This is a genomic window from Mycolicibacterium arenosum (genome assembly GCF_024320865.1).
In the GTDB taxonomy this organism is placed as follows: domain Bacteria; phylum Actinomycetota; class Actinomycetes; order Mycobacteriales; family Mycobacteriaceae; genus Mycobacterium; species Mycobacterium arenosum.
In genome coordinates this window covers 292,987-318,268 of the sequence record NZ_JANDBD010000008.1, presented here as the reverse complement: position 1 = coordinate 318,268, position 25,282 = coordinate 292,987, and the positions used below count along the sequence as shown (strand labels likewise).

The 25,282-nt window shown below is 67.9% G+C and carries 29 protein-coding genes; 6 read left to right on the top strand and 23 right to left on the bottom strand.

Features of this window, described 5'->3' with window-relative positions; translation table 11 throughout:
• Window positions 1-3 precede the first annotated feature (3 nt).
• The 7 genes from nuoD to NM203_RS20625 form a co-directional block, all read right to left on the bottom strand.
• Window positions 4-1,317 (bottom strand): NADH dehydrogenase (quinone) subunit D, encoded by a 1,314-nt coding sequence (gene nuoD, locus NM203_RS20655; protein ID WP_255062214.1) that lies wholly within the window; start codon window positions 1,315-1,317, stop codon window positions 4-6.
• A complete protein-coding gene (locus tag NM203_RS20650; RefSeq protein WP_255062213.1) occupies window positions 1,317-2,015 on the bottom strand; it encodes an NADH-quinone oxidoreductase subunit C in 699 nt (232 codons plus the stop codon). Before NM203_RS20650 ends, nuoD begins: the two co-directional genes overlap by 1 nt.
• Window positions 2,012-2,569 (bottom strand): NuoB/complex I 20 kDa subunit family protein, encoded by a 558-nt coding sequence (locus tag NM203_RS20645; protein ID WP_255062212.1) that lies wholly within the window; start codon window positions 2,567-2,569, stop codon window positions 2,012-2,014. Before NM203_RS20645 ends, NM203_RS20650 begins: the two co-directional genes overlap by 4 nt.
• 4 nt (window positions 2,570-2,573) lie before the next feature.
• Window positions 2,574-2,942 (bottom strand): NADH-quinone oxidoreductase subunit A, encoded by a 369-nt coding sequence (locus NM203_RS20640; protein ID WP_255062211.1) that lies wholly within the window; start codon window positions 2,940-2,942, stop codon window positions 2,574-2,576.
• 171 nt (window positions 2,943-3,113) lie between these two features.
• A complete protein-coding gene (locus tag NM203_RS20635; RefSeq protein ID WP_255062210.1) occupies window positions 3,114-3,509 on the bottom strand; it encodes an Rv3143 family two-component system response regulator in 396 nt (131 codons plus the stop codon).
• 10 nt (window positions 3,510-3,519) lie between these two features.
• Window positions 3,520-4,032 (bottom strand): YceI family protein, encoded by a 513-nt coding sequence (locus NM203_RS20630; RefSeq protein ID WP_255062209.1) that lies wholly within the window; start codon window positions 4,030-4,032, stop codon window positions 3,520-3,522.
• 10 nt (window positions 4,033-4,042) lie between these two features.
• Window positions 4,043-4,411, bottom strand: a complete 369-nt coding sequence (locus NM203_RS20625) for a nuclear transport factor 2 family protein (protein WP_255062208.1) — start codon at window positions 4,409-4,411, stop codon at window positions 4,043-4,045.
• A gap of 52 nt (window positions 4,412-4,463) precedes the next feature.
• On the opposite strand from NM203_RS20625, the gene NM203_RS20620 reads away from it, so the two are divergent.
• Complete coding sequence (locus NM203_RS20620; RefSeq protein WP_255062207.1) at window positions 4,464-5,090, top strand: class I SAM-dependent methyltransferase; 627 nt, start codon at window positions 4,464-4,466, stop codon at window positions 5,088-5,090.
• A gap of 4 nt (window positions 5,091-5,094) precedes the next feature.
• Here the strand turns inward: NM203_RS20620 and NM203_RS20615 are convergent, their stop codons facing one another.
• The 11 genes from NM203_RS20615 to NM203_RS20565 all read right to left on the bottom strand — a co-directional run bounded on the left by NM203_RS20615 (window position 5,095) and on the right by NM203_RS20565 (window position 14,904).
• Complete coding sequence (locus NM203_RS20615; RefSeq protein WP_255062205.1) at window positions 5,095-5,412, bottom strand: DUF6285 domain-containing protein; 318 nt, start codon at window positions 5,410-5,412, stop codon at window positions 5,095-5,097.
• Window positions 5,409-6,356 carry a phosphotransferase family protein gene (locus NM203_RS20610; protein ID WP_255062204.1) on the bottom strand — a complete coding sequence of 316 codons (948 nt, stop codon included), beginning with the start codon at window positions 6,354-6,356 and terminating at the stop codon, window positions 5,409-5,411. Before NM203_RS20610 ends, NM203_RS20615 begins: the two co-directional genes overlap by 4 nt.
• The gene (locus tag NM203_RS20605; protein ID WP_255062203.1) at window positions 6,353-7,594 is read right to left on the bottom strand and encodes an acyl-CoA dehydrogenase family protein; all 1,242 of its coding nucleotides are present in this window, start codon (window positions 7,592-7,594) and stop codon (window positions 6,353-6,355) included. The genes NM203_RS20610 and NM203_RS20605 overlap by 4 nt, the downstream gene beginning before the upstream one ends.
• A 21-nt stretch (window positions 7,595-7,615) precedes the next feature.
• Window positions 7,616-8,236, bottom strand: coding sequence for a TetR/AcrR family transcriptional regulator (locus NM203_RS20600; RefSeq protein ID WP_255062201.1), 621 nt, complete (start codon window positions 8,234-8,236; stop codon window positions 7,616-7,618).
• A 5-nt stretch (window positions 8,237-8,241) separates the two neighbouring features.
• Window positions 8,242-9,144, bottom strand: a complete 903-nt coding sequence (locus NM203_RS20595) for a hydroxymethylglutaryl-CoA lyase (protein WP_255062200.1) — start codon at window positions 9,142-9,144, stop codon at window positions 8,242-8,244.
• Window positions 9,141-10,352, bottom strand: a complete 1,212-nt coding sequence (locus tag NM203_RS20590; RefSeq protein WP_255062199.1) for a CaiB/BaiF CoA transferase family protein — start codon at window positions 10,350-10,352, stop codon at window positions 9,141-9,143. The genes NM203_RS20595 and NM203_RS20590 overlap by 4 nt, the downstream gene beginning before the upstream one ends.
• Window positions 10,349-11,539, bottom strand: coding sequence for an alpha/beta hydrolase family protein (locus tag NM203_RS20585; RefSeq protein WP_255062198.1), 1,191 nt, complete (start codon window positions 11,537-11,539; stop codon window positions 10,349-10,351). The genes NM203_RS20590 and NM203_RS20585 overlap by 4 nt, the downstream gene beginning before the upstream one ends.
• A gap of 2 nt (window positions 11,540-11,541) precedes the next feature.
• Window positions 11,542-12,645 (bottom strand): homogentisate 1,2-dioxygenase, encoded by a 1,104-nt coding sequence (locus tag NM203_RS20580; protein ID WP_255062197.1) that lies wholly within the window; start codon window positions 12,643-12,645, stop codon window positions 11,542-11,544.
• A gap of 87 nt (window positions 12,646-12,732) precedes the next feature.
• Complete coding sequence (locus NM203_RS20575) at window positions 12,733-13,122, bottom strand: nitroreductase/quinone reductase family protein (protein ID WP_408633382.1); 390 nt, start codon at window positions 13,120-13,122, stop codon at window positions 12,733-12,735.
• A gap of 4 nt (window positions 13,123-13,126) precedes the next feature.
• Window positions 13,127-14,290 carry an acyl-CoA dehydrogenase family protein gene (locus NM203_RS20570; RefSeq protein ID WP_255062195.1) on the bottom strand — a complete coding sequence of 388 codons (1,164 nt, stop codon included), beginning with the start codon at window positions 14,288-14,290 and terminating at the stop codon, window positions 13,127-13,129.
• Window positions 14,291-14,325: 35 nt separating this feature from the next.
• The gene (locus tag NM203_RS20565) at window positions 14,326-14,904 is read right to left on the bottom strand and encodes a TetR/AcrR family transcriptional regulator (protein ID WP_255062194.1); all 579 of its coding nucleotides are present in this window, start codon (window positions 14,902-14,904) and stop codon (window positions 14,326-14,328) included.
• Window positions 14,905-15,175: 271 nt separating this feature from the next.
• Here NM203_RS20565 and NM203_RS20560 point away from each other — a divergent pair, with 271 nt between their 5' ends.
• A complete protein-coding gene (locus NM203_RS20560; protein ID WP_303624917.1) occupies window positions 15,176-16,153 on the top strand; it encodes an esterase family protein in 978 nt (325 codons plus the stop codon).
• Window positions 16,154-16,225: 72 nt separating this feature from the next.
• Here NM203_RS20560 and NM203_RS20555 read toward each other — a convergent pair whose 3' ends face one another.
• The 4 genes from NM203_RS20555 to hisN all read right to left on the bottom strand — a co-directional run bounded on the left by NM203_RS20555 (window position 16,226) and on the right by hisN (window position 20,805).
• Entirely contained in the window at window positions 16,226-17,224 is a 999-nt protein-coding gene (locus NM203_RS20555; protein ID WP_255062191.1) for an acrylyl-CoA reductase family protein, read from the bottom strand.
• 35 nt (window positions 17,225-17,259) lie between these two features.
• On the bottom strand, window positions 17,260-18,474 hold the full coding sequence (locus tag NM203_RS20550) for an acyl-CoA dehydrogenase family protein (RefSeq protein ID WP_255062189.1): 1,215 nt from the start codon (window positions 18,472-18,474) through the stop codon (window positions 17,260-17,262).
• A gap of 48 nt (window positions 18,475-18,522) precedes the next feature.
• Window positions 18,523-19,920 carry an acyl-CoA dehydrogenase family protein gene (locus tag NM203_RS20545; RefSeq protein WP_255062188.1) on the bottom strand — a complete coding sequence of 466 codons (1,398 nt, stop codon included), beginning with the start codon at window positions 19,918-19,920 and terminating at the stop codon, window positions 18,523-18,525.
• A 105-nt stretch (window positions 19,921-20,025) separates the two neighbouring features.
• The gene (gene hisN / locus NM203_RS20540) at window positions 20,026-20,805 is read right to left on the bottom strand and encodes a histidinol-phosphatase (RefSeq protein ID WP_255062186.1); all 780 of its coding nucleotides are present in this window, start codon (window positions 20,803-20,805) and stop codon (window positions 20,026-20,028) included.
• A gap of 24 nt (window positions 20,806-20,829) precedes the next feature.
• Here hisN and NM203_RS20535 point away from each other — a divergent pair, with 24 nt between their 5' ends.
• Window positions 20,830-21,189: a hypothetical protein gene (locus NM203_RS20535; protein WP_255062184.1), complete on the top strand. Its 360-nt coding sequence runs from the start codon at window positions 20,830-20,832 to the stop codon at window positions 21,187-21,189.
• A gap of 24 nt (window positions 21,190-21,213) precedes the next feature.
• On the opposite strand, the gene NM203_RS20530 is transcribed toward NM203_RS20535, so the two are convergent.
• On the bottom strand, window positions 21,214-22,578 hold the full coding sequence (locus tag NM203_RS20530; RefSeq protein WP_255062182.1) for an FAD-dependent oxidoreductase: 1,365 nt from the start codon (window positions 22,576-22,578) through the stop codon (window positions 21,214-21,216).
• A gap of 138 nt (window positions 22,579-22,716) precedes the next feature.
• Here NM203_RS20530 and prfB point away from each other — a divergent pair, with 138 nt between their 5' ends.
• The 3 genes from prfB to NM203_RS20515 are packed head-to-tail and all read left to right on the top strand — an operon-like array spanning window position 22,717 to window position 25,281.
• Entirely contained in the window at window positions 22,717-23,832 is a 1,116-nt protein-coding gene (gene prfB / locus NM203_RS20525; protein ID WP_255062180.1) for a peptide chain release factor 2, read from the top strand.
• On the top strand, window positions 23,822-24,799 hold the full coding sequence (locus NM203_RS20520; protein ID WP_255062179.1) for a mechanosensitive ion channel family protein: 978 nt from the start codon (window positions 23,822-23,824) through the stop codon (window positions 24,797-24,799). Before prfB ends, NM203_RS20520 begins: the two co-directional genes overlap by 11 nt.
• Window positions 24,796-25,281 carry an Rv3103c family proline-rich protein gene (locus NM203_RS20515; protein WP_408633381.1) on the top strand — a complete coding sequence of 162 codons (486 nt, stop codon included), beginning with the start codon at window positions 24,796-24,798 and terminating at the stop codon, window positions 25,279-25,281. Before NM203_RS20520 ends, NM203_RS20515 begins: the two co-directional genes overlap by 4 nt.
• Window position 25,282: the final 1 nt, after the last annotated feature.

Genomic DNA, 25,282 nt, shown 5'->3' with positions numbered 1-25,282 from the left:
CGCTCATCGGTCAACGCCTCCCATCACCGGGTCGATCGACGCGATCGCGGAGATCGCATCGGCCACCATCGCGCCCTCGCACATGGCCGCCACCGCCTGCAGATTCGTGAACGACGGATCGCGGTAGTGCACGCGGTACGGCCGCGTGCCGCCGTCACTGACCATGTGCACGCCGAGTTCGCCTCGCGGCGACTCCACCGCGGTGTACACCTGCCCTGCGGGTACCCGGATGCCCTCGGTCACCAGTTTGAAGTGGTGGATCAGCGCCTCCATCGACGAACCCATGATCTTGGCGATGTGTTCGGGGGAGTTTCCCAGCCCGTCGGGGCCCAGCTTGAGGTCGGCGGGCCAGGCCAGCTTCTTGTCGGTGATCATCACCGGCCCCGGCCGCAGCCTGTCCATGCACTGCTCGACGATCTTCAGCGACTCCCTCATCTCGCCGACCCGGATCAGGTAGCGACCGTAGGCGTCACACTGATCGTCGGTGACGACGTCGAACTCGTAGTGCTCGTACCCGCAGTACGGTTGGGCCCGCCGCAGATCGTGCGGCAACCCCGTCGACCGCAGCACCGGACCGGTGATCCCGAGTGCCATGCACCCCGTCAGATCCAGGTAGCCGACGCCGACGGTGCGGGCCTTCCAGATGTAGTTCTCCCTGAGCAGCGACTCGAGGTCGTCGAGCTTCGTCGGCATGGTGCGCAGCAGTTCGCGCAGCAGCGGCATCGCCTCGTCGGGCAAGTCGGCCGCCAACCCGCCGGGCCGGATGTACGCGTGGTTCATCCGCAGCCCGGTGATGGTCTCGAACACCGAAAGAATCTGCTCGCGGCCCAGGAAGCCGAAGAACATCGCCGACATCGCGCCGAGTTCCATTCCGCCGGTGGCCAATGCGACGAGATGGCTGGAGATCCGGTTGAGCTCCATGAGCAGGACGCGGATGACGCTGGCGCGCTCGGGGATCTCGTCGGTGACGCCGAGCAGTTTCTCGACACCCAGGCAGTAGGCGGTCTCGTTGAAGAACGGCGACAGGTAGTCCATCCGGGTGACGAACGTGACGCCCTGAGTCCACGTCCGGTATTCGAGGTTCTTCTCGATTCCGGTGTGCAGATAGCCGATTCCGCAGCGGGCCTCGGTGATGGTCTCGCCCTCGATCTCGAGGATCAAGCGCAGCACGCCGTGCGTGGACGGGTGCTGCGGGCCCATGTTGACGACGATGCGCTCACCCGCGACGGAACTGTCCTGTGCGGCCTTGACCACGTCGTTCCAGTCCTCCCCGCCGACGGTTATCACGGTCTCGGGGGAGTGTTCCTGTCCGGTCATCAGTTGTAGGCCCTCCGCTCGTCGGGCGGCGGGATCTCGGCGCCGTGGTACGTCACCGGGATGCCGCCCAACGGATAGTCCTTGCGCTGCGGGTGTCCGACCCAGTCGTCAGGCATCTCGATCCGGGTGAGTGCGGGATGACCGTCGAAGAGGATGCCGAAGAAGTCGTAGGTCTCGCGCTCGTGCCAGTCGGTGGTGGGGTAGACCCGGAACAGCGAGGGGATGTGCGGGTCCGCATCGGGGACGGCGACCTCGACGCGAATCCGGCGGTTGTGGGTGATCGACATCAACGGGTAGACGGCGTGCAGTTCGCGACCGGCGTCAGTGGGATAGTGCACGCCCGAAACCCCGAGGCACAGTTCGAATCTCAGGGCGGGGTCGTCGCGCAACGTCTGGGCGACGGAGACGAGGTGCTCGCGGCGGACCTCGAGCGTCAGCTCGTCGCGGAAGACCACGACGCGCTCGACCGCCGCGGTGTAGGCGTCCTCACCCAGTGCGGTGATCATCGCGTCGACGACGTCGTCGAAGTAGCCGCCGTAGGGTCTCGGTGAGCTGCCGGGCAGTGAGACCTCGCGGACCAGCCTGCCGTAGCCGGACGTGTCACCGCTGCCGGTGACGCCGAACATGCCGCGGCGCGTACCGATCACTTCGCGGCCGGTGCCGTTGGCGCCGTTGCCGTTTCCGTTGCCGTCCGTCATGACCGCAGCAGCCCCTTGAGTTCGATCGTGGTGGGTGCGGCGAGGGCGGCCTGCTCGGCGGCGGCGATGGCCTCGGCGCGGTTGACGCCCAGCGGCATCTCCTGGATCTTGGCGTGCAGCTTCAGGATCGCGTTGAGGAGCATCTCCGGACGCGGCGGGCAGCCGGGCAGGTAGATGTCCACCGGGACGACGTGGTCGACGCCCTGTACGACGGCGTAGTTGTTGAACATTCCGCCCGAGGAGGCGCAGACGCCCATGGCCAGAACCCATTTCGGTTCCGCCATCTGGTCGTAGACCTGACGCAGCACCGGGGCCATCTTCTGGCTGACGCGACCCGCGACGATCATCAGGTCGGCCTGGCGCGGCGTTGCGGAGAACCGCTCCATGCCGAACCGCGCGATGTCGAAACGCGGCCCCGCCGTTGCCATCATCTCGATCGCGCAGCACGCCAGCCCGAACGTGGCGGGCCACAGCGAGCCCTTCCTGACGTATCCCGCGACCTTCTCGACCGTGGACAGCAGGATGCCGCCGGGCAACTGTTCTTCCAGTCCCATTCGTTCAGTCCCAACTCAGCCCGCCGCGCCGCCACACGTAGGCGTACGCGACGAAGACCGTCAGCATGAAGAGCACCATCTCGATCACGGCGAACAAGCCGAGCGAGTCGAAGGCGACAGCCCACGGGTAGAGGAACACGATCTCGATGTCGAACACGATGAACAGCATCGCCGTGAGGTAGTACTTCACCGGGAACCGCTGGCCGGTCGACTCGTGGCCGGCCGCCCCCATGGGTTCGATACCGCACTCGTAGGCCTCGAGCTTCGCGTGGTTGTACCGGCGCGGACCGATGAGCACGGCGATGCCCACCGAACCCACCGCGAACGCCGCCGCGATGATCCCGATGACCAGGATGGGTGTGTACGCGTTCATAGCTCCCTCGTTGGGCTGTCGATGTGAGCTATGACACAGCTTAGTCTTGTTAACCGTTCGGGTCACACTTTTCGATAGGATCGAAGACGTTATCTGGGCGTCAGTGCATCCCGTTCCGCAGCACGCGAAGAATGAACGGCCCCAGACGAATTCGTCTTGCTTAAGGCATTTCTAGTCGACCGCTGCGCGCAGCAGTCCCGCGACCGCCTCGCCGAGCGCGATGGGGTCGATCGGGTGCGGCACGGCGGCCTCGGCGCGTGACCACGACGCCAGCCAGGCGTCGTCGGGCCTGCCGGTCAGCACCAGGATCGGGGGGCACGTCGCGACCTCGTCCTTGAGTTGCTTGGCCAGCCCCATTCCGCCGGTCGGAGTGGCCTCGCCGTCGAGGATCGCCAGGTCGATGCCGCCCTCGTCGATTGTGGTCACGACGACGGGCGCGGTGGCGACGTCGAGATACGACAGCTCGGGCAGGTCGGGGTGGACGCGTTTGCCGAGCGCTGACCGGACCTTCTCGCGGGTGCGCGCGTTGTCGCTGTACACCAGGATCTTCAGGGGGTCGGCTGCCACGCAGCCGATGCTACGACTGCTTGACGAACACCGCGGTCGCTTCGACGTCGGTCGTGTCGGCCATCATTCCCAGCAGATTCCCGTCGACACCGAAGTCGCGGCGGTTCAGCCTGGTCGACGTCGCCAGTCGAACGGCGCCGTCGTCGAGGGTCGTCACCCGCACGGGCAGGTCGAGCAGTTTCGGCACCCCCTTGATCGTGACCTGAACGTGCAGGTGCACCGTGTCGGTGTCGCTGAGGCCGGCCGACGTGACGTCCACGGTGATGACGGGGTGCTCGCCGACGTCGAAGAAGTCAGCGGACCGCAGGTGCTCGTCGCGCTTCCCGATGCCGGTGCTGATGGACGCCGCCGTAATCTCGAGGTGGCCGCTGATCTGATTCGCCGCCGCCGCCTCGCCCGTTCCCTCGACCTCGCCGAACCGGCCCTTGACCTTAGCCAGCCCCCAGAAGGTGGGGCTGCGAAACGTCACGTCGGTGCGTTTCGGATCCAACGTCCAGTTGCCGAGCCAGTCCTGCACTGCCATCGCGCGCTCCTCACGTCATCAGGGGAGCCATGTCGGCCGGGTCGAAGTACTCGTCGATCCGGGTGATCTTGTCGTCGGCTCCCACCTTGATCACAATGCATACCCGCAAGGCGATCGATTCACCTGACGTTCCGTCGGCGTGCAGGATGTGCTGCTGCACGAACCCGCCGTCGAAGGCCTGGCGGTCGAGGATCTCGTAGCGCCGCGTGGTGGTCCTGCGCATGAACCATCGGATCACCTTGAGGGCTCGTACGCGGTCGTTGTCCTCCGCGTCTCCGGAGTGCCACACCAGCACGTCGTCCGCCCACATGGCGGCGACGGTGTCGTAATCGCCGGCCTCGATGGACGTGAACAGCCGTTCTGCGACGTCGTTACTCACTCGATCCTCCTCGGGTTGACCTCAAGTCGACTTCAGGTTGCACACTGGCGACATGACTACTCCACCTCGCGAACGGTTCAACCAGGCGTACGAAACACACACCGCCCCTTGGGTGATCGGCGAACCGCAGCCGGCGGTGATCGCTCTCGAGCGGACCGGCCGGATTCGCGGCAGGGTGCTGGACGCGGGCTGCGGACTGGGTGAGCACACGATCATGCTCGCCGGGCTCGGCTACGACGTCCTCGGAATCGACTACGCGCCCAGTGCCGTCGAGCAGGCCCGCGAGAACGCCGCAGCGAAGGGCGTGGCGGCCCGGTTCGGGGTCGCCGACGCCACGGACCTGCCCGCCGACGGTGGCTACGACACGGTGCTGGACAGCGCGCTGTTCCACGTCTTCGGCGACGACGACCGGCCGCGGTACGTGGCGAGCCTGCACGGTGCGCTGACGCCGGGTGGCTACGCGCACGTGCTCGCGCTGTCCGACGCGGGCCGCGGATTCGGGCCCGAGGTGAGCGAGGCGCAGGTGCGTGCGGCGTTCGCCGACGGTTGGGAACTCGAGGCGCTCGACACCGTGACGTACCGGGGCGTCGTCACGCCGACGGTGGCCGACGGTGTGGGCCTGGAGGTGGGCACGGTGGTCGACGAACCCGCCTGGTTGGCGCGCGCCAGGCGGTTGTGAGCCGCTACTCGCGCTCATAGCCGGGGTGCGAGACCGCGAGCCGGTGCAGCACGATGCCGCGCAGCACGGGCAGGACGTCGGACTCCCGGTCGTCGAACTCACCGCGTCGGATCGCGGCGGCGAGGCCGGCCTCGTCGGGGTAGCCCAGCAGGTCGGGGTCGGCGCGGTCGTCGAGCAGCTCGCGCTCGACGGTGCGCAGCACGTTGGCGGCGACGCGGGAGTGGAAGTTGACCGCACCGATCGTGCCGGCTTTGACGTCGGTTTCCAGGAACTCGGCGACGGCGGCGACGAGTTCGGCCGCGGTGGGGCGTCCGTAGGTCATCGCGCCCCCTCCAGCAGAGTGAGCAGGTCGAATTCGGTCTCGTGCACGCGCCGTCCGATCGCGGCGAGCTCGACCGACCGGGTCTGCCCCGACAGGTGTCGCTCGGCCTGATAGCGGCAGATGACGCCCCAGCGCAGCGTGGAGAGCACCAGCCACCAGTGCATCGCCGCTCGGTCCAGGGTCAGTCCCGACGCCGACTCGTAGGCGCGCAGGAAATCCTCGATGGAGCCCAGCGCGCCGGCTCCCAGAGCGGGCTGCGCGCCGAATCTCCACGCCCTGATGCAGAACCAGGACAGGTCCTCGTACACCTCGCCGGCGTGGGTGAGTTCCCAGTCCAGCACCGCGGCCAGTTTCGCGGGGTGCGAATCGGTGTCGATGATCAGGTTGCCCATCCGGAAGTCACCGTGCACCAGCACATTCGGCGAGGGAGCGGGGCGGTTGGCCGCCAGCCAGCGGAACGCCCACTCGAAGGTCGCCGTGGTGTCACCCATCTCGTCGAGTTGGGCGTGCCACTCGTCGAGCGGCTCGGAGCGGGGGAGTCCGATGCCGTCGGGATCGGCCCGGTGGATCGCGGCCAGCGCCTGGGCGCACTGGGTCAGCAGGCTGGCCCGCGATTCGTCGTCGAGTGCGCGCAGGATCCTGCGGACGATGGTCTCGCCGGCGATGAAGTCGCAGACCAGGAACGGGTTGCCCAGGGCGGCAACTGAATCCTGTGCGACCAGCACACGCGGAACCGGGGCCCCGGTCGCCGCGGCACGGGTCAGGGCAGCGGCCTCCAACTCCATCGAGGCGTGGATCTCATCGGGCGGGCCGATGCGCAGGATCAGTGCGTGGGCGTCCGCGTCGAACGCCCACGTCTGCCTGCTGGCGCCGCCGGTGAGCACCCGGAGGTTCTCGACGCGCGTGGCGCCGATGACGGTCGCGAGCGCCTCGGCGTCGATCATTTTCGCGACCCGAACTTCAGCATCCGCTGCGCCACCCGGCGAATCTGAATCTCCTCGGCGCCCTCGGTGATCCGGTACCGGCGGTGGTGCCGGTAGATGTGTTCGAAGGGCTGGTGCCTGCTGTACCCCAGACCACCGTGGATCTGCATGGCCCGGTCGGCGGCCTCGCACACCAACCGGTTCGCCCGGTAGTTGGCCATCGACACCTTGTCGCTGACCTCCATGTGGTGATCACGGTCCAGATGCCAGGCGGCGTAGTACACCAGCAGCCGCACCATCTGCGCCTCGGTCTGCAATTCGGCCAGCGGCCACTGCACCGCCTGGTTGACCGACAGCGGTTTGCCGAAGACGATGCGCGCGCCCGCGTACTCGGCGGCCCGGTCGATGCAGAACTGGGCGGCGCCGAGGCTGCTGGCCGCCTGCCGAATCCTGTTCTCGTGCAGGAACGTCTGGCCGACCTCCAGGCCGTGGTCGACCTCGCCGAGCACCGCGTCGGACGGCACGCGGACGTCGGAGAGTTCGACCTCGCCGTGGTCGGTCGGCATGTTGAAGGTCCACCAGTAGAACGGGACCGTGAAGCCGGGGGCGTCACACGGCACCAGGAAGGCGGTGATGCCGGTGGCCGACCCGGCATCGCCCGAGGTGCGGGCGAACACCAGGTCGTGGGTGGCGCGATGCACGCCGGTGTTCCAGCGCTTCGTCCCGTTGATCACCCAGTCGTCCCCGTCGCGAACGGCTGTGGTCTCCAGCCAGGTCGCGTCGGAGCCGTGATCGGGTTCGGACAACCCGAAGGCCATCGACCGCGTGCCGGTGAGCATGGCCTCGATCCACTCGGCCTTCTGCGCCTCGGTGCCGAACCGCTCCATCATGATGACCTGGGGAAAGTTCCCCACGATGGACGACTCGTCCTGCAGGTCGTTGTGCAGCCCGAGGCCCTTGTGCGCCAGGTGTTCCCGGATGACGGCCATGTCGAGGTTGGTGCCGCCGCGCCCGCCGAACCGCGTCGGCAGACCGTACCGCAGCCAGCCCGCCGCGTCGGCGCGTCGGCGCATCTCGTCGAGCAACTCCTCCCAGGCGTGTTGCGGAACCCCACCGTTCTCCCAGTCGGTGCGGGCGTATTCGCGTCGGTGGTCGAAGTACTGCATGTGTTCGGCTTCCAGCGGCTTGATCTCCGCCTCGATGAACGCGTCCATCTCGGCGAGCAGGCCCGGAAGGTGTTCGGGCAGAGCGAAATCCACGGTGATTCCTCTTCCTATTTGTCAGTACCCGTACAGCGTTTTCTTCCAGATGGTGGACAGTGTGGCGATGGCGTCCGCGTCGTCGATCGCCAGGTCCAGGCCCGAGGGCCGCAGGAGCACGGCGGTGAAGTTCTCGAACAGCAGCGCGATCGCCGCCCCGGTGTGCGCCGGATTGAGGTCCGTGCCGTAACCCTGCTCCTGAGCGCGCCGCACCGACGCTGCGACGATGTCCATCCCGAACCGCCGGAACTCGTTCTGTACCTCGGCGAAGCGGGGCTTGGTGTCGGCGAGTTGACCCACGGCCACCATGATGCCGATGTTCTGTTTGAACATGTTCCAGTACCCCGTCACCACCGAGGTGAAGAACTGGGTGTCGTCCGGCGACTCCGGCAGGTGCACGCTCAGGCCCGACGGCATCACGACCTCGTGCAGGAACGACTCCGCCAGGGTGGCCAGCAGGTCCTCCTTATCGCTGTAGTAGCGGTAGAAGACGGCCGGTGATCTTCCCGCGGCCGACGTGATGTCCGACAGGGTGGTGCCGTGGAAACCTCGCTCGGCGAACAGCTTCCGCGCGGCCAGCTCGATGGATTCGCGCGTCTGCCTGCCCTTGGCGGTGAGGCCTGTCGACGTGTCGGCGGACATGGCGGTCAGGCCAGCAGGCGATCGCCGGCGCGCAGGAGTGCGCTCGGCAGTTCGTGGCCGACGGCCTTCTGGGCCACGCCCGCTGCGTGGATCGCGGCCTGGAGGTCGACGTCGACGTCGACGTCGCTGTCGCGCAGCAGGTACACCAGATCCTCGGTGGCGATGTTGCCGCTCGCGCCGGGGGCGAAGGGGCAGCCGCCGAGTCCGCCGACCGAGGAGTCGAGGCGAGTGACTCCGGCGACGACCGCGGCGTAGGCGCTGGCCAAGCCGGTGCCCCTGGTGTTGTGGAAGTGCGCGCCGAGCGGGAGGTCGCCGATGACCGGTCGGACTCGGTTGACGAGGCCGGTGACGCGGCCCGGCGTCGTGGTGCCTATGGTGTCGGCGATCGCGATGCGGTCCGCGCCGAGTTCGTATGCAGCGGTGGCGATGTCCACGACACGGCCGGGATCGGTCGGCCCGTCGAACGGGCAGTCCCACGCGGTCGCGATGATGACCTCGATGGACGCGTCGTTCTCGTGGGCGATGCGGGTGATGTCGGCGATCAGGTGTGTGGAGTCGGCGGTGGATCGGCCGACGTTGGCGTGGCTGTGCCCGTCGGCGGCGGACACGACGTACTCCAGCGAGCTCATGCCCGCTGCAACGGCGCGACCTGCGCCGCCGGGCCCCGCGACCAGCGCGGAGAACTCCACGCCGTGCGCCTCCCGGAACCGGGGGAGTTCCGCGGCGAGCGCTGCCGCGTCGGCGAGTGCCGGCACCTTGGACGGTGAGACGAACGCGGTGGCCTCGACCTCGCGCACCCCGGTCGCGACCACGGCCTCCAGCAGTTCGAGCTTGGCGGACAACGGGATCGGATCCTCGATCTGAAGGCCGTCGCGCAGGCAGACCTCGCGAATCGTCACGTGGGTCACAGGACTCCCTCCTGGCGTAGCACGTCCAATTCCTCGGCGCTGCGGCCGAGCAGGTCGCTGTACACCTCGCCGTTGTGCTGACCCGGCGCCGCCGAGCCGGCGTAGCGGATGGTGCCGGGCGTCTCCGAGAGCACGGGCACGACGCCGGGCCCCTTCACGTTCCGTTCGATCCGGTCGTCCCAGTGATCGGCGATCATGCCGCGGGCGATCAGCTGCGGATCGGTGACGACCTCGGCGACGGTGTTGATGGGCCCGCTGATCACACCCGCCTCCGAGAGCGTCGAGATGATGTCGGCAGGCTGACGTTCGGCGGCCCAATCGCCGATGATCTTGTCGATCTCATCCTGATTACGGCCACGAGCAACGTGATTCACGAACCGCTCGTCGGTGGCGAGCTCCGGCTGCCCCATCGCGGCGCACAGCCTGCGGAACACCGTGTCCTGATTCGCTGCGATGACGACCCAGCTGCCGTCGGCGGTCGGGTAGATGTTCGAGGGGGCGATGCCCTCGAGCCGGGTGCCGGAGGGGCCGCGTACGACGCCGGCCACGTCGTAGTCCGGAATCGTGGACTCCTGCACCGCCAGACACGATTCGGTGAGCGCCGCGTCGACGATCTGCCCGTCGCCGGTCACCGTTCGGCGGTACAGCGCCGCCAGCGCACCCTGCGCGGCGAACATCCCCGCCAGGCTGTCGCCCAGTGACAGCGCCAGCCGCGGCGGAGGGCCACCCGGAAAGCCGTTCATGTGCCGCAGCCCGCTGGCCGCTTCGGCGACCGAGGCGTAGCCGGCCTTGTGCGCCTCCGGCCCCGTCTGGCCGTAGCCGGAGACGCGCACCAGAATGATGCCCCGATTGCGTTCGCGCAGCACGTCGTAACCGAGGTCCCACTTCTCGAGGGTGCCCGGCCGGAAGTTCTCGACGATGATGTCGGACCGGGCGACGAGGTCCAGGAACAGCTCGCGGCCCTTGGCCTCGCGCAGGTTGAGCGTCACCGCCTTCTTGTTGCGCGCGTGCACGGTCCAGAAGAAGTGGTGCCCGTCGAGTTCGGCCTGCCCCCAGGTGCGCAGCGGGTCGGGCGCACCCGGCGGCTCGATCTTGATCACCTCGGCGCCCATGTCGCCGAGCAGTCGGCCCGCGAACGGTCCCGAGATCAGCGTGCCGACCTCGATGACCCGAATGCCGTCGAGCGGGCCGGACACCTTCCCCGTCATACCGACAACCCGTGCCGGTGCAGCCAGTCCGTCACCACACCCACCGCCGCCCGCAGCGTGTCCCGCTGGTCCGGGCCCGCGTAGTAGTGATTCGCGCCGGGGATCTCGTGCATCTCCTTGTCGGGATGCCCGATGGCCTCGAACAGCCTGCGGGTGTGGCTCGGGGTGCAGGCGTCGTCGGCGAGGTTGCCGATCACCAGGGCGGGTACGGCGATGTCCGGGCCCGCCTTGACGGCGTCGCCGTTGGCGTCGTCGTAGCTCCACTGCGACAGCCAACTGCGCAGCGTGCAGAACCGTGCCAGCCCGACCGGGGAGTTGTTCACCACCTGCGGGTCACCCAGATAGCAGGTGCCGGGGGCACGGTCGTTGGGGTCGACCGTCGGGTCGAGCCAGCGCGGGTCGGCCATGGTGCCGTGCACGACGAAGGCGTACTCGTCATCGGGTCGCCCCGCGTCCTTCAACTCGGCCAGTTTGTCCTTGACCCAGGCGGTGATTCGGCGGTTCCGAGCGATCTGGGCCTGGTGGTAGCGCTCCAGGTACTCGGGCGTGTACGGCGGCTGGTTGGGGTTGTCGGGGTTGTACAGATCCAACTCGGGATCGCGCTTCGACGGATCGTTCTCGTCGAGGATCGACGCGTCCATCCACTCCGTCATCGTGCCGTGCCTGCTGATGTGTGCGGCGAGCAGCATGATGGCGTCGGCGGGGATGAGGCCGAGCTTGGTCAGGTCGGGACCGTCGCCCGACGGGCTCGCGGTCACGGTCGGGTGCTGCGCCTGCTGCTGGTAGAACACCGACAGCGAGCCGCCGCCGCTCCACCCGGCGAGCACCACCTTCGAGTAGCCGAGCCGGTTCTTGGCGTCCTTGATGCACTCGCCGAGATCCTCGACGACCTTCTCCATCAGCAGCGCCGAGTCGGTTCCGCGAAATCGGCTGTTGCAGTAGATGACGTGATGGCCCGCGCGTGCGAGGCCGTTGATCATCGGCAGGTAGGCGCCGCCGCCGATGGGGTGCATGAAGACCAGCACGGTATCGCCGGGCTTGTCCTTCGGCTTGAGCAGGTAGCTCTCCAGCACCACGAGCTCGGCCACGCCGCCGTAGACGTCGCGCACACTCGAGGTGTTCTGATAGGCAACGAGATACGGGATGCGCTCGTAGTCGAATTTCACGGGCTTCTCAGTGGTGGTCATCTCTAGTGCTGCCCCAGATCGTTCGCGAGGATGTCGGCCGACGGCACCAGCCGCCGCCGCGTGTCGATGGCGATGACCGACCAGTCCACTCGGTCGTAGTCGTCGAACTTGCGGCGAGCCCGTTCCCGCGCCTTCTCCGGTGCGCCGTGGTGAACCCCTTGCGGCGCATGGGAAACCAGGCCGGGTGGCATCGGGATCCCGTACAGCGAACCCGAGTGGAAGAAGGCTATCTCGTCGAAGTCGACGTTGCGGTGATACCACGGGGTGCGCTCGGTACCCGGTACGCTCTCGGCGGGCTTGGGCAGGAAGTTCATCACGTAGACACCGGTCGCCTGCATGAAGAGGTGCACGGTCGGCGGCAGGTGCACGCTCTCCGAGGTGATGACCGTGTAGTCCTCGATGTTGAAGGTGAACGGGAAGTTGTCGCCGCGCCAGCCCTCCACGTCAAGCGGATTGTGTTCGTAGAACAAAGATGTGGAGCCCGCCCCCTGAATCTCCGAGTGGATGAGGCGGACCTCGTACTCGGCCCTGCCGTCGTCGTCGATCGGTGCCGGTTCGGGAATCGTCACCTGCGCCGGATCGAACGGGAAGTGCCTGCCCAGAATGCCGGCGGGCGGGACGCGGAAGTCGTCGGTCGACTGGATCATCAGCCACGTGCTCTCGTGATCGGGCACCTGGCGGAACGTGCACGCCTTCGGAAGATAGATCCAGTCGCCTTCGCGGTAGCGCAGCGGACCGAATTCCGTCTCCAGGAGGCCGGCGCCCTTGTGTACGAAGATCAGCAGATCCCCGTCGACGTAGCGCACGAAGAAGGGCATCTCCTCGGTCCGTCGGGACAGCAGGACCAGGCAGTCGTCGTTGGAGAACATGAGCAGCGGTCCGCCGTGCGCGTCGGTGGCGTCGCTCGGTTTGAGCTCGGAGGACAGCACGTCCGTCGGCCGCAGTGGTCCGACGGTGCGGTACGCGGTCGGATCGTTTCGCCGGTACATGTTCGCCGTGCGGCCGACGAATCCGCCGCGGCCGAGTTCGTCGTCTTTGAGCCCGTCGAGATCGGCGTGCACGCGCTTCGGGGTCCTGCCTTTGCGCAGGTGGACGAACGACTCCATGGGTTGACCTCTTTCCCGAACTCGAACTGAAAGTGACATTAGTTTTACTTTTCGACGGGTGTCAAGAGGATCGCGCCGGGAGAACCGTCAGCTGTCCAGGTCCACCCGAATGGTCAGCAGGTCGGTCCCGAACGTCCGCACCCCGAAGCTGTTGAACCGGGGGAGTCGTCGAAGGCGTGCGTGTGGGTCGTCGTCGGGCACCAGGTGCGCGGTTCCGCTGCGCCAGCGTCCGCGCAGCCGCACCCGCACCCGCGGATCGGCGTGGATGTTGCGCACGTACTGGGACGACTCGCCGAACTCCGAGACGAACCAGAACTCGTCGCCGATGAGCTTGCCGCCCAACGGAGTACGGCGCGGAACGCCGGACTTGCGCCCGGTGGTTTCCAGAAGCGTCTGAAACGGCATCCGCCGCACGAGCGGATTGGCGATCCGCTTCTGGAAGAACTCGGTCACTGCCGGCCTGGCCATGGGTGTCATTCCATCAGACCATCGCCGTCCTGGGGATCTTCATGCCCAGCGCCAACGCGCCCGCGAGTTCGCGCGCGGTGTCGTAGTCGAACACCACGTGGCCCGAGAGCACGTCGACATCGCGCTTGAACCGCTGCATCGGGCTGTCGAGGAAGTGCACGCTGGCCCCGGACGCCTCGAACAGCAGGCCGATGACGGCACGGGATTCGGCGACGATGTGCGCCGCCGCGAGCCGGGCTTCGCCGCGCGCTGCGCGGGTGACCTCGTCGCCGGCGGCCACGACACCCTGGATCTCGTCGACGGTGTCCGCCAGCAGACCGTGTAGGGCCCGCAACCGAACGCGCGCCTCTGCGAGCCGCGCCTGGGCGATGGGCTTGTCCTTCTGCATCACGCCCTCGTAGGCCAGCAGTCTGCCCGCCAATCGGTCGGCGTAGAGCTCGGTGACGCGTTCGGCACTGCCGAGGGCGGGCATGGCCGCGAGCAGCGCCAGCGCGGGGACCATCGGCCACCGGTAGGTCGCCGCGTCGTGCAGGGCGGCGCCCGGCGCCGTGCCGCCGTAGATGTCGGTGACGCGCACCAGGCGGTGCTCGGGCACGAAGGCGTCGGTGATGACCACGTCGTTGGAGCCGGTGGCCCGCATGCCGTCGGTGTGCCACACGTCGACGATCTCGATGTCGTCGGCGGGCAACAGCGCCAGCGCCGGATAGAGCTTCTCGTCCGAGCCGCAGAGCGCGCCGACGATGATCCAGTTGCCGTCCATCACGCCGGTGGCCCAGGACCAGCGCCCGGTCAGCCGGATGCCGCCGTCGGCGGGCATGCCGCGACCGGTCGGGGCCAGCGGGGCGGGCGCGAGGAACGGCCGCGTGCCGAACGCCTCCTGCTGCGCCTGCTCGCCGAAGAGAGCCAGCATCCAGTTGTGCAGTGCGTAGAAGCCGATGGTCCACGCGCTCGACGTGCAGCCGTGCGCCATCCGCCGCACCGGGTCCAGCAGCGCCGGGAAGTCCGCCTGCTCACCGCCGAAGCGGGCGGGCACCAGAAGCTCGGTGAATCCCGAGGCGGCGAGGTCGGCGACGGTCGCATCGGGCAGTCGGCGGATGTTCTCAGCGGTGGCCGCGCGGTCGGCGAGGGCCGCCACGAACTCGTCGGTGATGCCCGGTATCGCTGTGAGAGACGGCATGCGGGCGACGCTACCATACTTTTTAGTATGGAAATCTAGCGGGCCAGCATCAACTCAAGGAAGCGGTCGCCGCGAGCGGCCTCCCGTGGGCTCGGTGTGGGGCCGGAGAGGTGGAGGAAGCCGATTCCCGCCGCGAACGTCGCGTTCGCACGCAGATCGGCCTCCTCGGTGTCGAAGCCGTAGTCGAGGAACGCCTGCCGAACGGCGGCCACGACACGCCGATCGGATTCCCGGACACTGTCCTCGACGGCGGGGTCCGATCGCGCCCACTCGCGCATGGCCCGCTCGAGCGTCCAGTGCCGGGGGCTCATCAGCGACGACATCATTGCCGCCAGCCTTTCGCGCGGCGACAGGTCGCCCATGTCGTCGAAATCGAGTCGATCCTCGTCACGCAGGTCCGCCCAGGCGGCGATGAGGGCCGACCGATAACTCGGCATCCCGTCGAAGTGCCAGTAGAAGCTGCCCTTCGTCACGCCCAGGCGCTCGCAAAGGCGGTCGATCTTGAGCGCCTTGATGCCCTCCTCGGCGAGAATCGCGTAGCCCGCCCGGATCCAGTCGTCGACGCCGACACGGTGTGAGATTCGTTTGCCGGCGGAACCGCGGGTGCTCGCCATACCCGGCAGCCTACGGGGCCGCGGACCTGGGCCGATGGCGACGTCCGCGGTTTCGGCGAGTGTGAGTAAACGGTGAATTCGGCTGCTCTCGGGTTTCTCCCGGGCGCGTGACCGTGTTTTACTCACCGGTGAAACAACTGAATCTCTGGTCCGCCCAAACGTCGGGGTGTCGGGCGGGCGTGGTTGGATGGTGCATACCGTCCGCCGCATGTGCGATCACCGATCGTGGACGTGACAAGGGATACGTAACCGGAACTGAATGGGATTTTGATTGATGTTCGTTGACAGAATTCGCGGCCGCTGGGCGCGCCGAATCATGGGTGCGACGCTGGCGACGCTCCTGCTGCCGGGCCTTATCGGCCTGTTCGGCGGAAGTGCGACCGCGGGGGCGTTCTCTCGCCCCGGTCTGCCGGTCGAGTATCTGATGGTGCCGTCGCCCTCCATGGGCCGTGACATCAAGGTGCAGTTCCAGAGCGGCGGCCCCGACTCGCCCGCCGTCTACCTGCTCGACGGCCTCCGGGCCCGCGACGACTTCAACGGCTGGGACATCGAGACCCAGGCGTTCGAGTGGTACCTCGACTCGGGCCTGTCCGTCGTGATGCCCGTCGGTGGCCAGTCCAGCTTCTACGCCAACTGGTACAAGCCGGCATGCGGCAAGGCCGGCTGCCTCACCTACAACTGGGAGACCTTCCTGACTCAGGAACTCCCGAGCTACCTGGCGGCCAACAACGGCGTCAAGTCCACGGGCAGCGCCGCCATCGGTCTGTCGATGGCCGGCGGCTCGGCGCTGACGCTGGCGGCACACCACCCCGGTCAGTTCATCTACGCGGGCTCCATGTCCGGCTTCCTCAACCCCTCCGAGGGTTGGTGGCCCTTCCTGATCAACATCTCGATGGGTGACGCCGGTGGCTACAAGGCCAACGACATGTGGGGCCCGGCCGAGACCGACCCGGCGTGGAAGTACAACGACGCCATGGTCCAGATCCCGCAGCTGGTCGCCAACAACACCCGCCTCTGGGTGTACTGCGGTAACGGCAAGCCCAGCGAACTCGGTGGCGGCGACGTCCCGGCCAAGTTCCTCGAGGGCCTGACCATCCGCACCAACCGGACGTTCCAGGACAACTACATCGCCGCTGGTGGTAAGAACGGCGTGTTCAACTTCCCGGACAACGGAACCCACGCGTGGGCCTACTGGGGCGCTCAGCTCCAGCAGATGAAGCCCGACCTGCAGCGGGTTCTGATCGGCTAGTAGCGGCTGCACCAACATGCACCGCATAGGAGCCCCCGACACCCCGGTGTCGGGGGCTTCTGCCGTCCTGCCCTAGAACCCGCCGGCGACGCGGACCACGGCGCGGCCGTGGTAGTTGCCCGCCCGCACCTCGTCGATCACCGATGCGACGTCCTTGACGTCGACGTCGTGGATCACGCTGCCGAGTCGCTTGGGGCGCATCGGTCCTGCGAGTTCGCTCCACAGCGCGCGCCGCCGCTCGATGGGCAGCAGTACCGAGTCCATGCCCAGCAGGCCCACCCCGCGCAGGATGAACGGCATCACCGTGGTCTGCAGTGCGACCCCACCCGTGAGACCGCTCGCCGCCACCGCACCGCCGTAGTGGAGCGTGCTGAGCACGTCGGCCAGCGTCGCCCCGCCGACGCAGTCGATCGCCGCCGCCCAGCGGGACCTGCCCAGCGGCCGCGGCGTGGCGTCGGGATCCTCGGGCAGTCGGCCGATGACGTCGCGCGCGCCCAGCGCCCTGAGCGCCTCGGCGACGTGCGCCTTACCGGTCGAGGCGACGGCGAGGTAGCCGGCGGCGTCCAGCAGGTCGATGCTCGCCGACCCGACGCCACCGGTGGCCCCCGTGACCACGATGGGGCCGTCGTCGGGCTGAACGCCCCAGTCCAGCAACGCCTTAACGCTCATGGCCGCGGTGAACCCGGCGGTGCCGATGCCCATGGCGTCGCGCGTGCTGAGCGAGCCCGCGGCAACCACCTGATCGGACGGTAGGCGCGCGTACTCGGCGTAGCCGCCGTGTTTACCCGTGCCGATGTCGTAGCCGTGTGCGATGACCTTGTCGCCCACCGCGAAGTCCGGCGAACTCGACTCGACGACCTCACCGGCCAGGTCGATGCCGGGCACGATCGGGTAGTCGCGCACGACGCCGCCCTTCGGCGTGACCGCGAGCGCGTCCTTGTAGTTGACGCTCGAGTACTCGACGCGGACCGTCACGTCGCCGGGCGGCAGGTCCGAAGCACGCAGTGTCTCCACGGCGGTGGTGATGCCGTCGTCGTGCCGTCGTGCGACCAGTGCCTGAAAGGAGTCCATGTCCCGACGCTAGCGCGTCGGGAAGCGTCGGTGCCCTACTTCAGCTCGGCTGAGGACAGACCCAGCAGGCGGCGTGCGATGACGAGTTGCTGAATCTGCTGCGTGCCCTCGAAGATGTCGAGGATCTTGCTGTCGCGGGCCCACTTCTCCAGCAGCGTGTTCTCGGAATAGCCGGTGGTACCGGCGATCTCGACGGCTTTGAGCGTGATGTCGCTGGCGACTCTGGCCGCCTTGGCCTTGCCCATCGACGCTTCCTTGGAGTTGGGGATCTTGTTGTCCGACTGCCACGCCGAGCGCACCGTCAGAAGGTAGCTCGACTCCCAGTCGGCCTCCATGCGCAGGAACTCCGCGGCCGGGGCGCTCTGGGCGTGAGCGGGTTTGTCGTAGGAGATCTCGATGCCGGCGTCGGTGAGGATGGTGCGCAGTTCCTCGAGCGCGGCGCGAGCCACGCCCACGGCCATCCCGGCGACGAGCGGCCGGGTGTTGTCGAACGTCTGCATGACGCCCGCGAAGCCCTTGTCGGTCTGGATCTCCGGGCTACCGAGCAGATTCTCCTTGGGAATCCGGACGTTGTCGAAGCGGATGGCCGCGGTGTCGGAGGCCTTGATGCCGAGCTTGTGCTCGAGGCGCTCGATGGTGACGCCGGGGTGCTCGCGCGGCACCACGAAGGACTTGATGGCCGCCCGCCCCTGCGCCTTGTCCAGCGTCGCCCACACCACGATGTGAGTGGCCCGCGAACCGGCGGTGACGTAGATCTTCTCGCCGTTGATGACGTACTCGTCGCCCTCCAGCTTGGCCGTGGTGGACACCGCTGCCGAGTCGGAGCCGAAGCCGGGCTCGGTGATCGCCATGGCGGCCCACACCTTGCCGAACCGCTCGAGCTGCTCCTTGGTGGCGACACTCGAGATGGCCGCGTTGCCCAACCCCTGATAGGGGACCGACAGCAGGAGCGCGACGTCACCCCAGCTGATCTCGACCGCGTTCAGCAGCGCGGACATGTTGGAGCCGTTGACATTCGACTTCTTGTCGTTGTCGTCGCCGCCGTGGAAGGCGTCGGCCCCGGCGAACGAGATCGTCTTGGCCTCCGAGATGCCCTCGAACAGGGTGGACAGCGTGTCGAGTTCGACGGGGTAGGCGTGCTCGGCCAGGTCGTACTTGCGCGATATCGGCCGGATCATCTCGGCCGCGCCCTGGTGGCCCTTCTCGATGACGGCCTGCAGCTTCTTGGGTATTTCCAGATTGATTGCCATGACTGGGTTTTCCGTTCTCAGAAGTATTCGGCGGGTTCGTGGACGCCGTTAGAGGACGACGACGCCTTCGGCGACGCCGAGCGCGCGCAGATCGCGGTACCAGCGTTCGACGGGGTGTTCCTTGGTGTAGCCGTGGCCGCCGACCAACTGCACGCCGTCGAGGCCGATGCGCATGCCCTTGTCGGAGGCCAGCCGCTTGGCCAGCGCGGCCTCGCGGGCGAACGTCAAGCCCTGCTCGGCGCGCGCGGCGCCGCGCCAGGTGACCAGGCGCAGGCCGTCGAGTTCGGTGGCGATATCGGCGCACATGAACGCGACGGCCTGGCGACGGGCCACCGGCTCGCCGAACGCCTCGCGCTCCTTGACGTACGGGACGACGTAGTCGAGCACTGCGTGCGCCGTGCCGACAGCCATTGCGGCCCAACCCAATCGGGCCAGGGCGATGGCTTCCGAATAATCCAGGTCGGTGGCCTCGTCCTCGCCGAGCCGGTTGTGCAGCGGCACCGCGACGTTGTCGAACGTGACGCGGCCGAGCGCGGCGGCGCGGATGCCCATGCTGGGATCGGCGGTGACGGAGATGCCCTCGGAAGCGGACTCGACGATGAACAGCGCCGGTTTCCCGTTGAGTTGTGCTGCGACGACGAAGATCTCGGCGTCCGCGGCGGCCGGCACCAGGGACTTCTCACCGGTGATGCGGTAGCCGCTCGGCGTGCGCACGGCGGTGGTGCGCAGAGCGGTCGGGTCGAACAGCGCGTGCGGTTCGGCGATCGCGACGCAGGCCTGGGGGACCCGTTCGCTCGCGAAGGCGGGCAGGTAGGTGGCCTGCTGGCTCGCGCTGCCCCAGTGGGTGAGCGCGGAGGCGACGCCGCCGGGCGCGAGGATCGGCAGCGCCAGGCCCATGTCGCCGTACGCGACTGCCTCGGCGACGAGGGCGTTGGTGACCGTCGAACGGTGTTCGGCGATGCCGTCGAAGTCCTCGGGGACGTTGATGGCGGTGATGCCGAGTTCCGCGGCCTTGCCGATCAGGTCGGGGGAGTAGGTCGCCTCGTTGTCGGCGTCGTGGGCGGCCGGTCGCAGGATCTCCTCGGCGAACTCCTCGACGGTCTCGACGATCATCTTCTGGTCGTCGTCGGGCGTCAGGTCGAAGTAGTCGGCTCCGCTGGCCTTGAGTCGGGTGGCGGGCTTGCCGAGGCTCTGCACGCGCTTGAACTGACGCGTGGTGGCGCCCACGGTGGAGAACGCCGTCTTGACGCCGTAGCGCAGGCCCTTGTTCAGCGGGTCGCGCAGGCCGTAGCGGTCGAGGAACTCCTGGCCGACGATGGGCGTGATCAGCGCCAAACCGATGTCGGTCGCCGTCCGCTTGTGCTTCTGCAGTCCGACGGCGCTCTCGTGTCCGGAGCGTCGCGGGCGCCGCGTCGATTCGTTCTTCGACGGCAGGGTGTTGGTCATGTTCGCAGCCTCGAGTCGTTGGGGCAGTGCCTCACGACCGTATCTTACTCTGGAGTAAGGTTCTGCGATCCTGTTGCGAACGTCACATTCGCGTTACGCGCGCTACTACGCCAGACGGGCCAGCACCGCGTCGTGCAGCAAACCGTTCGTGGCCACCGCGTTACCGCCGTGTGGGCCGGGTTCGCCCGCCAGGTTGGTGAACCGGCCGCCCGCCTCGCGCACCAGGACGTCGAGCGGGGCCATGTCCCACACCTTCAGTTCGGGCTCGACGGCGATGTCGACGGCGCCCTCTGCGACGAGGCAGTAGGACCAGAACTCCCCGTACGCGCGCACCCGCCAGACGGCGTCGGTGAGGTCGAGGAACGCATCGCGGCGGTCGTCCCACCCAGTGGTCAGGTCGGCGAAAGACAAGCTGGCGGAACCGAGTTCGTTTACCGCGGAAACGGAGATGCGCCGGGTCGACCCGCCGAACGACGTGAACGCACCCTCGCCGTTTCCAGCCCACCACCGGCGGCCGAGCGCGGGCGCGCTGACGACGCCGACCCGGGGGACGCCGTCGTCGAGTAAGGCGATGAGCGTGGCCCACACCGGAACGCCGCGCACGAAGTTCTTCGTGCCGTCGATGGGGTCGAGCACCCACTGCCGGCCGGCGAAAACGGCTGAGCCACCGAACTCCTCGCCCAGCAACGCGTCGCCCGGCCGATGCTCCGACAGGGTGGTGCGCAGCGCGTCCTCGGTGGCCTGGTCGGCGTCCGTGACCGGGGTCAGGTCCGGCTTCGTTTCGACGCGCAGGTCCAGGGCGCCGTACCGCTCCATCGTGACGGCATCGGCCTGGTCGGCGAGTCGCAGGGCAAGCGCTAGATCGTCGGAGACGGGGGTGCTCATGGCCCAATCTCTACCATGGACTGCGTGGAGTTCTTCTTGGTGTTGCTGCTCGTCGGTGGCCTGGTCCTGCTGCTTGCCCCGCGGTTCCGAAAGGGCGGTCCCCGTGGCGAACGCGCACAGGGCACGTTGTTGATCACCGGCATCAGCCCCAAGCCCGACGAGGTGGGCGAGCAGTTCGTCACGATCAGCGGCGTCATCACCGGGCCGACGGTCAACGAGCACCACGTCTACGCGCGGATGGCGATCGACGTCAGTCAGTGGCCGTCGATGGGCGATCTGATTCCCGTCGTCTACTCGCCGAAGAACCCCGACAACTGGAACTTCGCGCCGCCCGAAGCGCCCCCGATGGACGCTCCGCCGCCACCCCCGCCGCCGTACTCGTAACCCGGCGCGAGCGTAGACGGGCCGTCAGCCGTGGCCGATCCGCAATAGCTCCGCCACGCTGGTCAACTTCACGCGTGGACGACCGTGCGGCTCGCCGGTCGACCGTTCGTGCGCGTCGATCAGCTTCCAGTGGTCGTCGGTGACCAGCTTGGGCTGACGGGACAGCAGCCACTCGACCAGTGCCTCCGAGTGGTAGTCGGCCAGGTCGACGAGCTCGCGTCCCTCGAGGTCCGCGAGCAGCGTGGCGACGGTGTCGGCCGAGTCCTTCTTGTTGCTGCCGATCACGCCCGACGGTCCGCGTTTGATCCAGCCGACGACGTACTCGTTGGCGCTGCCCTCGACGCGCCCGTCGGTGTGCGGGATGGTGCCCGACCGGTCGTCGAACGGCAGACCCGGCGTCGGGATGCCCCGGTAGCCGACGGCCCGCACGATCAGCTGGGCGGGCAGCTCCTCGCGCTCGCCGGTGTCCTTGGCGACGATGCGGCCGCCGTCGTCGACGAGTTCGTTGCGGCCGAGCACCACCGACTCGACACGCCCGTCGCCCTTGATCTCCACCGGAGAGGTCTGAAAGCGGAACACGATGCGGCGCTTGGCTCCTCGCGGTTCCGTCTCCGCATAGCCGCGCATCACCTTGACGTTCTGCTTCACCGTCTTGCCCGCGGCGTCGAGCTGTTCGTCGGTGATGGCGTCGAAGTCCGCGCGGTCGACGACGACGTCGACGTCCGCCATGGCCTCGAGGTCGCCCAACTCGCGCAGTTCGAGCGTGGTGAACGTGGCCTGCAGCGGTCCGCGGCGGCCGATCACGACGACCTCTTCAACCCCCTCTGAGTGCAGGGCCTCCAATGCGTGGTTCGCGATGTCGGACTTCGCGAGTTCGCGGGGATCGCTGACGAGGATGCGCGCGACGTCCAGGGCGACGTTGCCGTTGCCCACCACGATGGCGCGGCCGGTCGACAGGTCGGGCGCCATCTCCTCGAAGTGCGGGTGCGCGTTGTACCAACCGACGAAGTCGACGGCGGCGACGCTGCCGTCGAGATCCTCGCCGGGTATGCCGAGCGGGCGGTCCGACTGCGCGCCGATCGCGTACACCACGGCGTCGTAGCGCTGCGCCAGTTCCTCGGCCTGCACGTGCTCGCCGATCCGGATGTTGCCGAAGAACCGGAACCGGTCATCGTGCGAGATCTTGTCGAACTGCGCGCTGATGGTCTTGATCTTCGGATGGTCGGGGGCCACGCCGGACCGCACCAGACCCCACGGAGTCGGCAGCATCTCCAGCATGTCGATGCGAACGTCGCGGCCCCCTTCGGAATCCGCGTGTTTGAGCAACGATGCCGCTGCGAAGTAGCCAGAAGGGCCGGAACCGACGATCGCCACGTGATATGGGCGCAATTGATTCGCTTTCTGTCGCTGCCCGGCCACGCGCAAGGGGCTGTCGCGACGAGATCCGGGCTGTTTAACAAGCCGATGCTAGACCGCTCAGGCGGAGCCGAGCATGGGATTCCGTGGCTGTCGGTAACCTGAACTCCCGTGGATCCCGACCTGCAAGCCGACATCGCCGCCCTCGACACCACCCTGACGACAGTGGAGCGGGTGCTGGACATCGATGCCCTGCGGGAGAAGATCGGCACGCTGGAGCAGGAGGCGTCCGATCCCAAGCTCTGGGACGACCAGGCCAACGCCCAGAAGGTCACCAGCTCCCTGTCGCACGCCCAGAACGAACTGCGTCGCGTCGAGGAGTTGCGCCAGCGGCTCGACGACCTTCCGGTGCTCTACGAGATGGCCGCCGAGGAGGACGGAGCCGGCGGGGACGAGGCCAAGGCCGAGGCCGACGCCGAGCGGGCCAAACTGCGCGAGGACATCGAGGCGATGGAGGTCCGGACCCTCCTGTCGGGGGAGTACGACGAGCGGGAGGCCGTCGTCACCATCCGGTCCGGCGCGGGCGGGGTGGACGCCGCCGACTGGGCGGAGATGCTCATGCGGATGTACATCCGGTGGGCCGAGCAGCACGACTACGGCGTCGAGGTGTTCGACACCTCCTACGCCGAGGAGGCGGGGATCAAGAGCGCGACGTTCGCCGTCCACGCGCCGTACGCCTACGGCACGCTGTCGGTCGAGCAGGGCACCCACCGGCTGGTGCGCATCAGCCCCTTCGACAACCAGAGCCGACGACAGACGTCGTTCGCCGACGTCGAGGTGCTGCCCGTCGTCGAGACCGTCGACCACATCGAGATCCCGGAGGGCGATCTGCGCGTCGACGTCTACCGGTCGAGCGGTCCCGGTGGGCAGTCGGTCAACACGACCGACTCCGCGGTGCGGCTCACGCACATCCCGACGGGCATCGTGGTGACGTGCCAGAACGAGAAGTCGCAGCTGCAGAACAAGGTGTCCGCGATGCGCGTGCTGCAGGCCAAGCTGCTCGAGCGCAAACGGCAGGAGGAGCGCGCTGAGCTCGACGCCCTGAAGGGAGACGGGGGCAGCTCGTGGGGCAATCAGATGCGCTCCTACGTGCTGCACCCGTATCAGATGGTGAAGGATCTGCGGAACGACTACGAAGTCGGCAATCCGACCGCTGTCCTCGACGGAGACATCGACGGCTTCCTGGAAGCGGGAATCCGTTGGCGTAATAGGAAAGATGACGAGTAACACGACGAAGTACGTGGCCATCGAGTGGGCACAGGGCTGGCACGACTTCTGGCGCGGTGACATCGGCGAGTGGATCATCACCCGCGGACTGCGCATCGTCATGCTCATTCTGGGCGCGATGCTGGTGGCGCGCTTCATCAACTGGGCTGCGCAGCGGATCACCCGGCGCATCGACGCGGAGTACCGCGAGAGCGATCAGCTGGTGCGCAGTGAGAGCACCAAACACCGCCAGGCGGTGGCGTCGGTCATCTCCTGGGTGTCCATCGCGGTGCTGTTCGTCGTCGTGATCGTGGAGATCACCGACATCATCGCGATCCCCGTCGGGTCGCTCGTCGCGCCCGCGGCGGTGCTCGGCGCCGCACTCGGCTTCGGTGCGCAGCGCATCGTGCAGGACCTGCTTGCCGGCTTCTTCATCATCACCGAGAAGCAGTACGGCTTCGGCGATCTGGTGGCGCTGACGGTGGCGGGCATCGCCGCTCCCGCCGAGGGGACGGTCGAGGACGTCACGCTGCGCGTGACGAAGTTGCGCTCGAGCGAGGGCGAGGTCTTCACGATCCCCAACGGGCAGATCGTCAAGACGGTCAACCTGTCCAAGGACTGGGCGCGCGCCGTCGTCGACATCCCCGTGCCGTCGGCGGCGGATCTGAACAAGGTCAACGACCTGCTGCACGAGGTGTGCGACCACGCGATGGACGATCCGCAGATGAGTGCGCTGCTGTTGGACGCGCCGCAGCTGATGGGTGTCGAGTCCATCGAACTCGACACGGTGAACCTGCGGATGGTGGCGCGCACCCTGCCGGGCAAGCAGTTCGAGGTCGGCAGGCGCCTGCGCATTCTCGTCATCCGAGCGCTGCGGCGTGCGGGCATCGTGGCGCCCGGTGAGTCGATCCCCACGGTCAACGCGCTGCCGCGCTCAGGCGAGACGACCAGCGGCCCCGAGTCACCCGAGCAGGGGAGCGACAAGTGAAGTTCACCCTGCGCCGAGAGGGCGAGAACCGCGGCTGGCCGCAGTACCTGTTCTGGGGCCGCATGCGCACCTCGACGGTGGCGCTCATCGTCGCGTTCTTCGCGGTGTGGTGGCTCTACGCGACGTATCAGCCGCCGCCGGTGGTTACCCCCGCCGATCAACCGGGCCAGGTCGTGCCACCCGGTTACGTGCCGGACCCCGAGTACACCTGGGTGCCGCGGACAAACGTTCAGGAGACGACGCGCACGACGCCCACCACGACGACGACCACCACGACGACCACGACGCCGGACGACGGCGCGACGACGACCACGACGCCGGACGACGGTTTGCCGACGACGGTCGTCGATCCGGACGGGCCGGGTCCGATCCCGCCGAGCACGGTGTCCCCGTCGCCGACGACGACGCCCGGCCAGACGCCGACCACGCTCCCGACGACGCCGACGACGACCGTGCCGGGGCCGCTCGCGCCCCTGCGGTAGC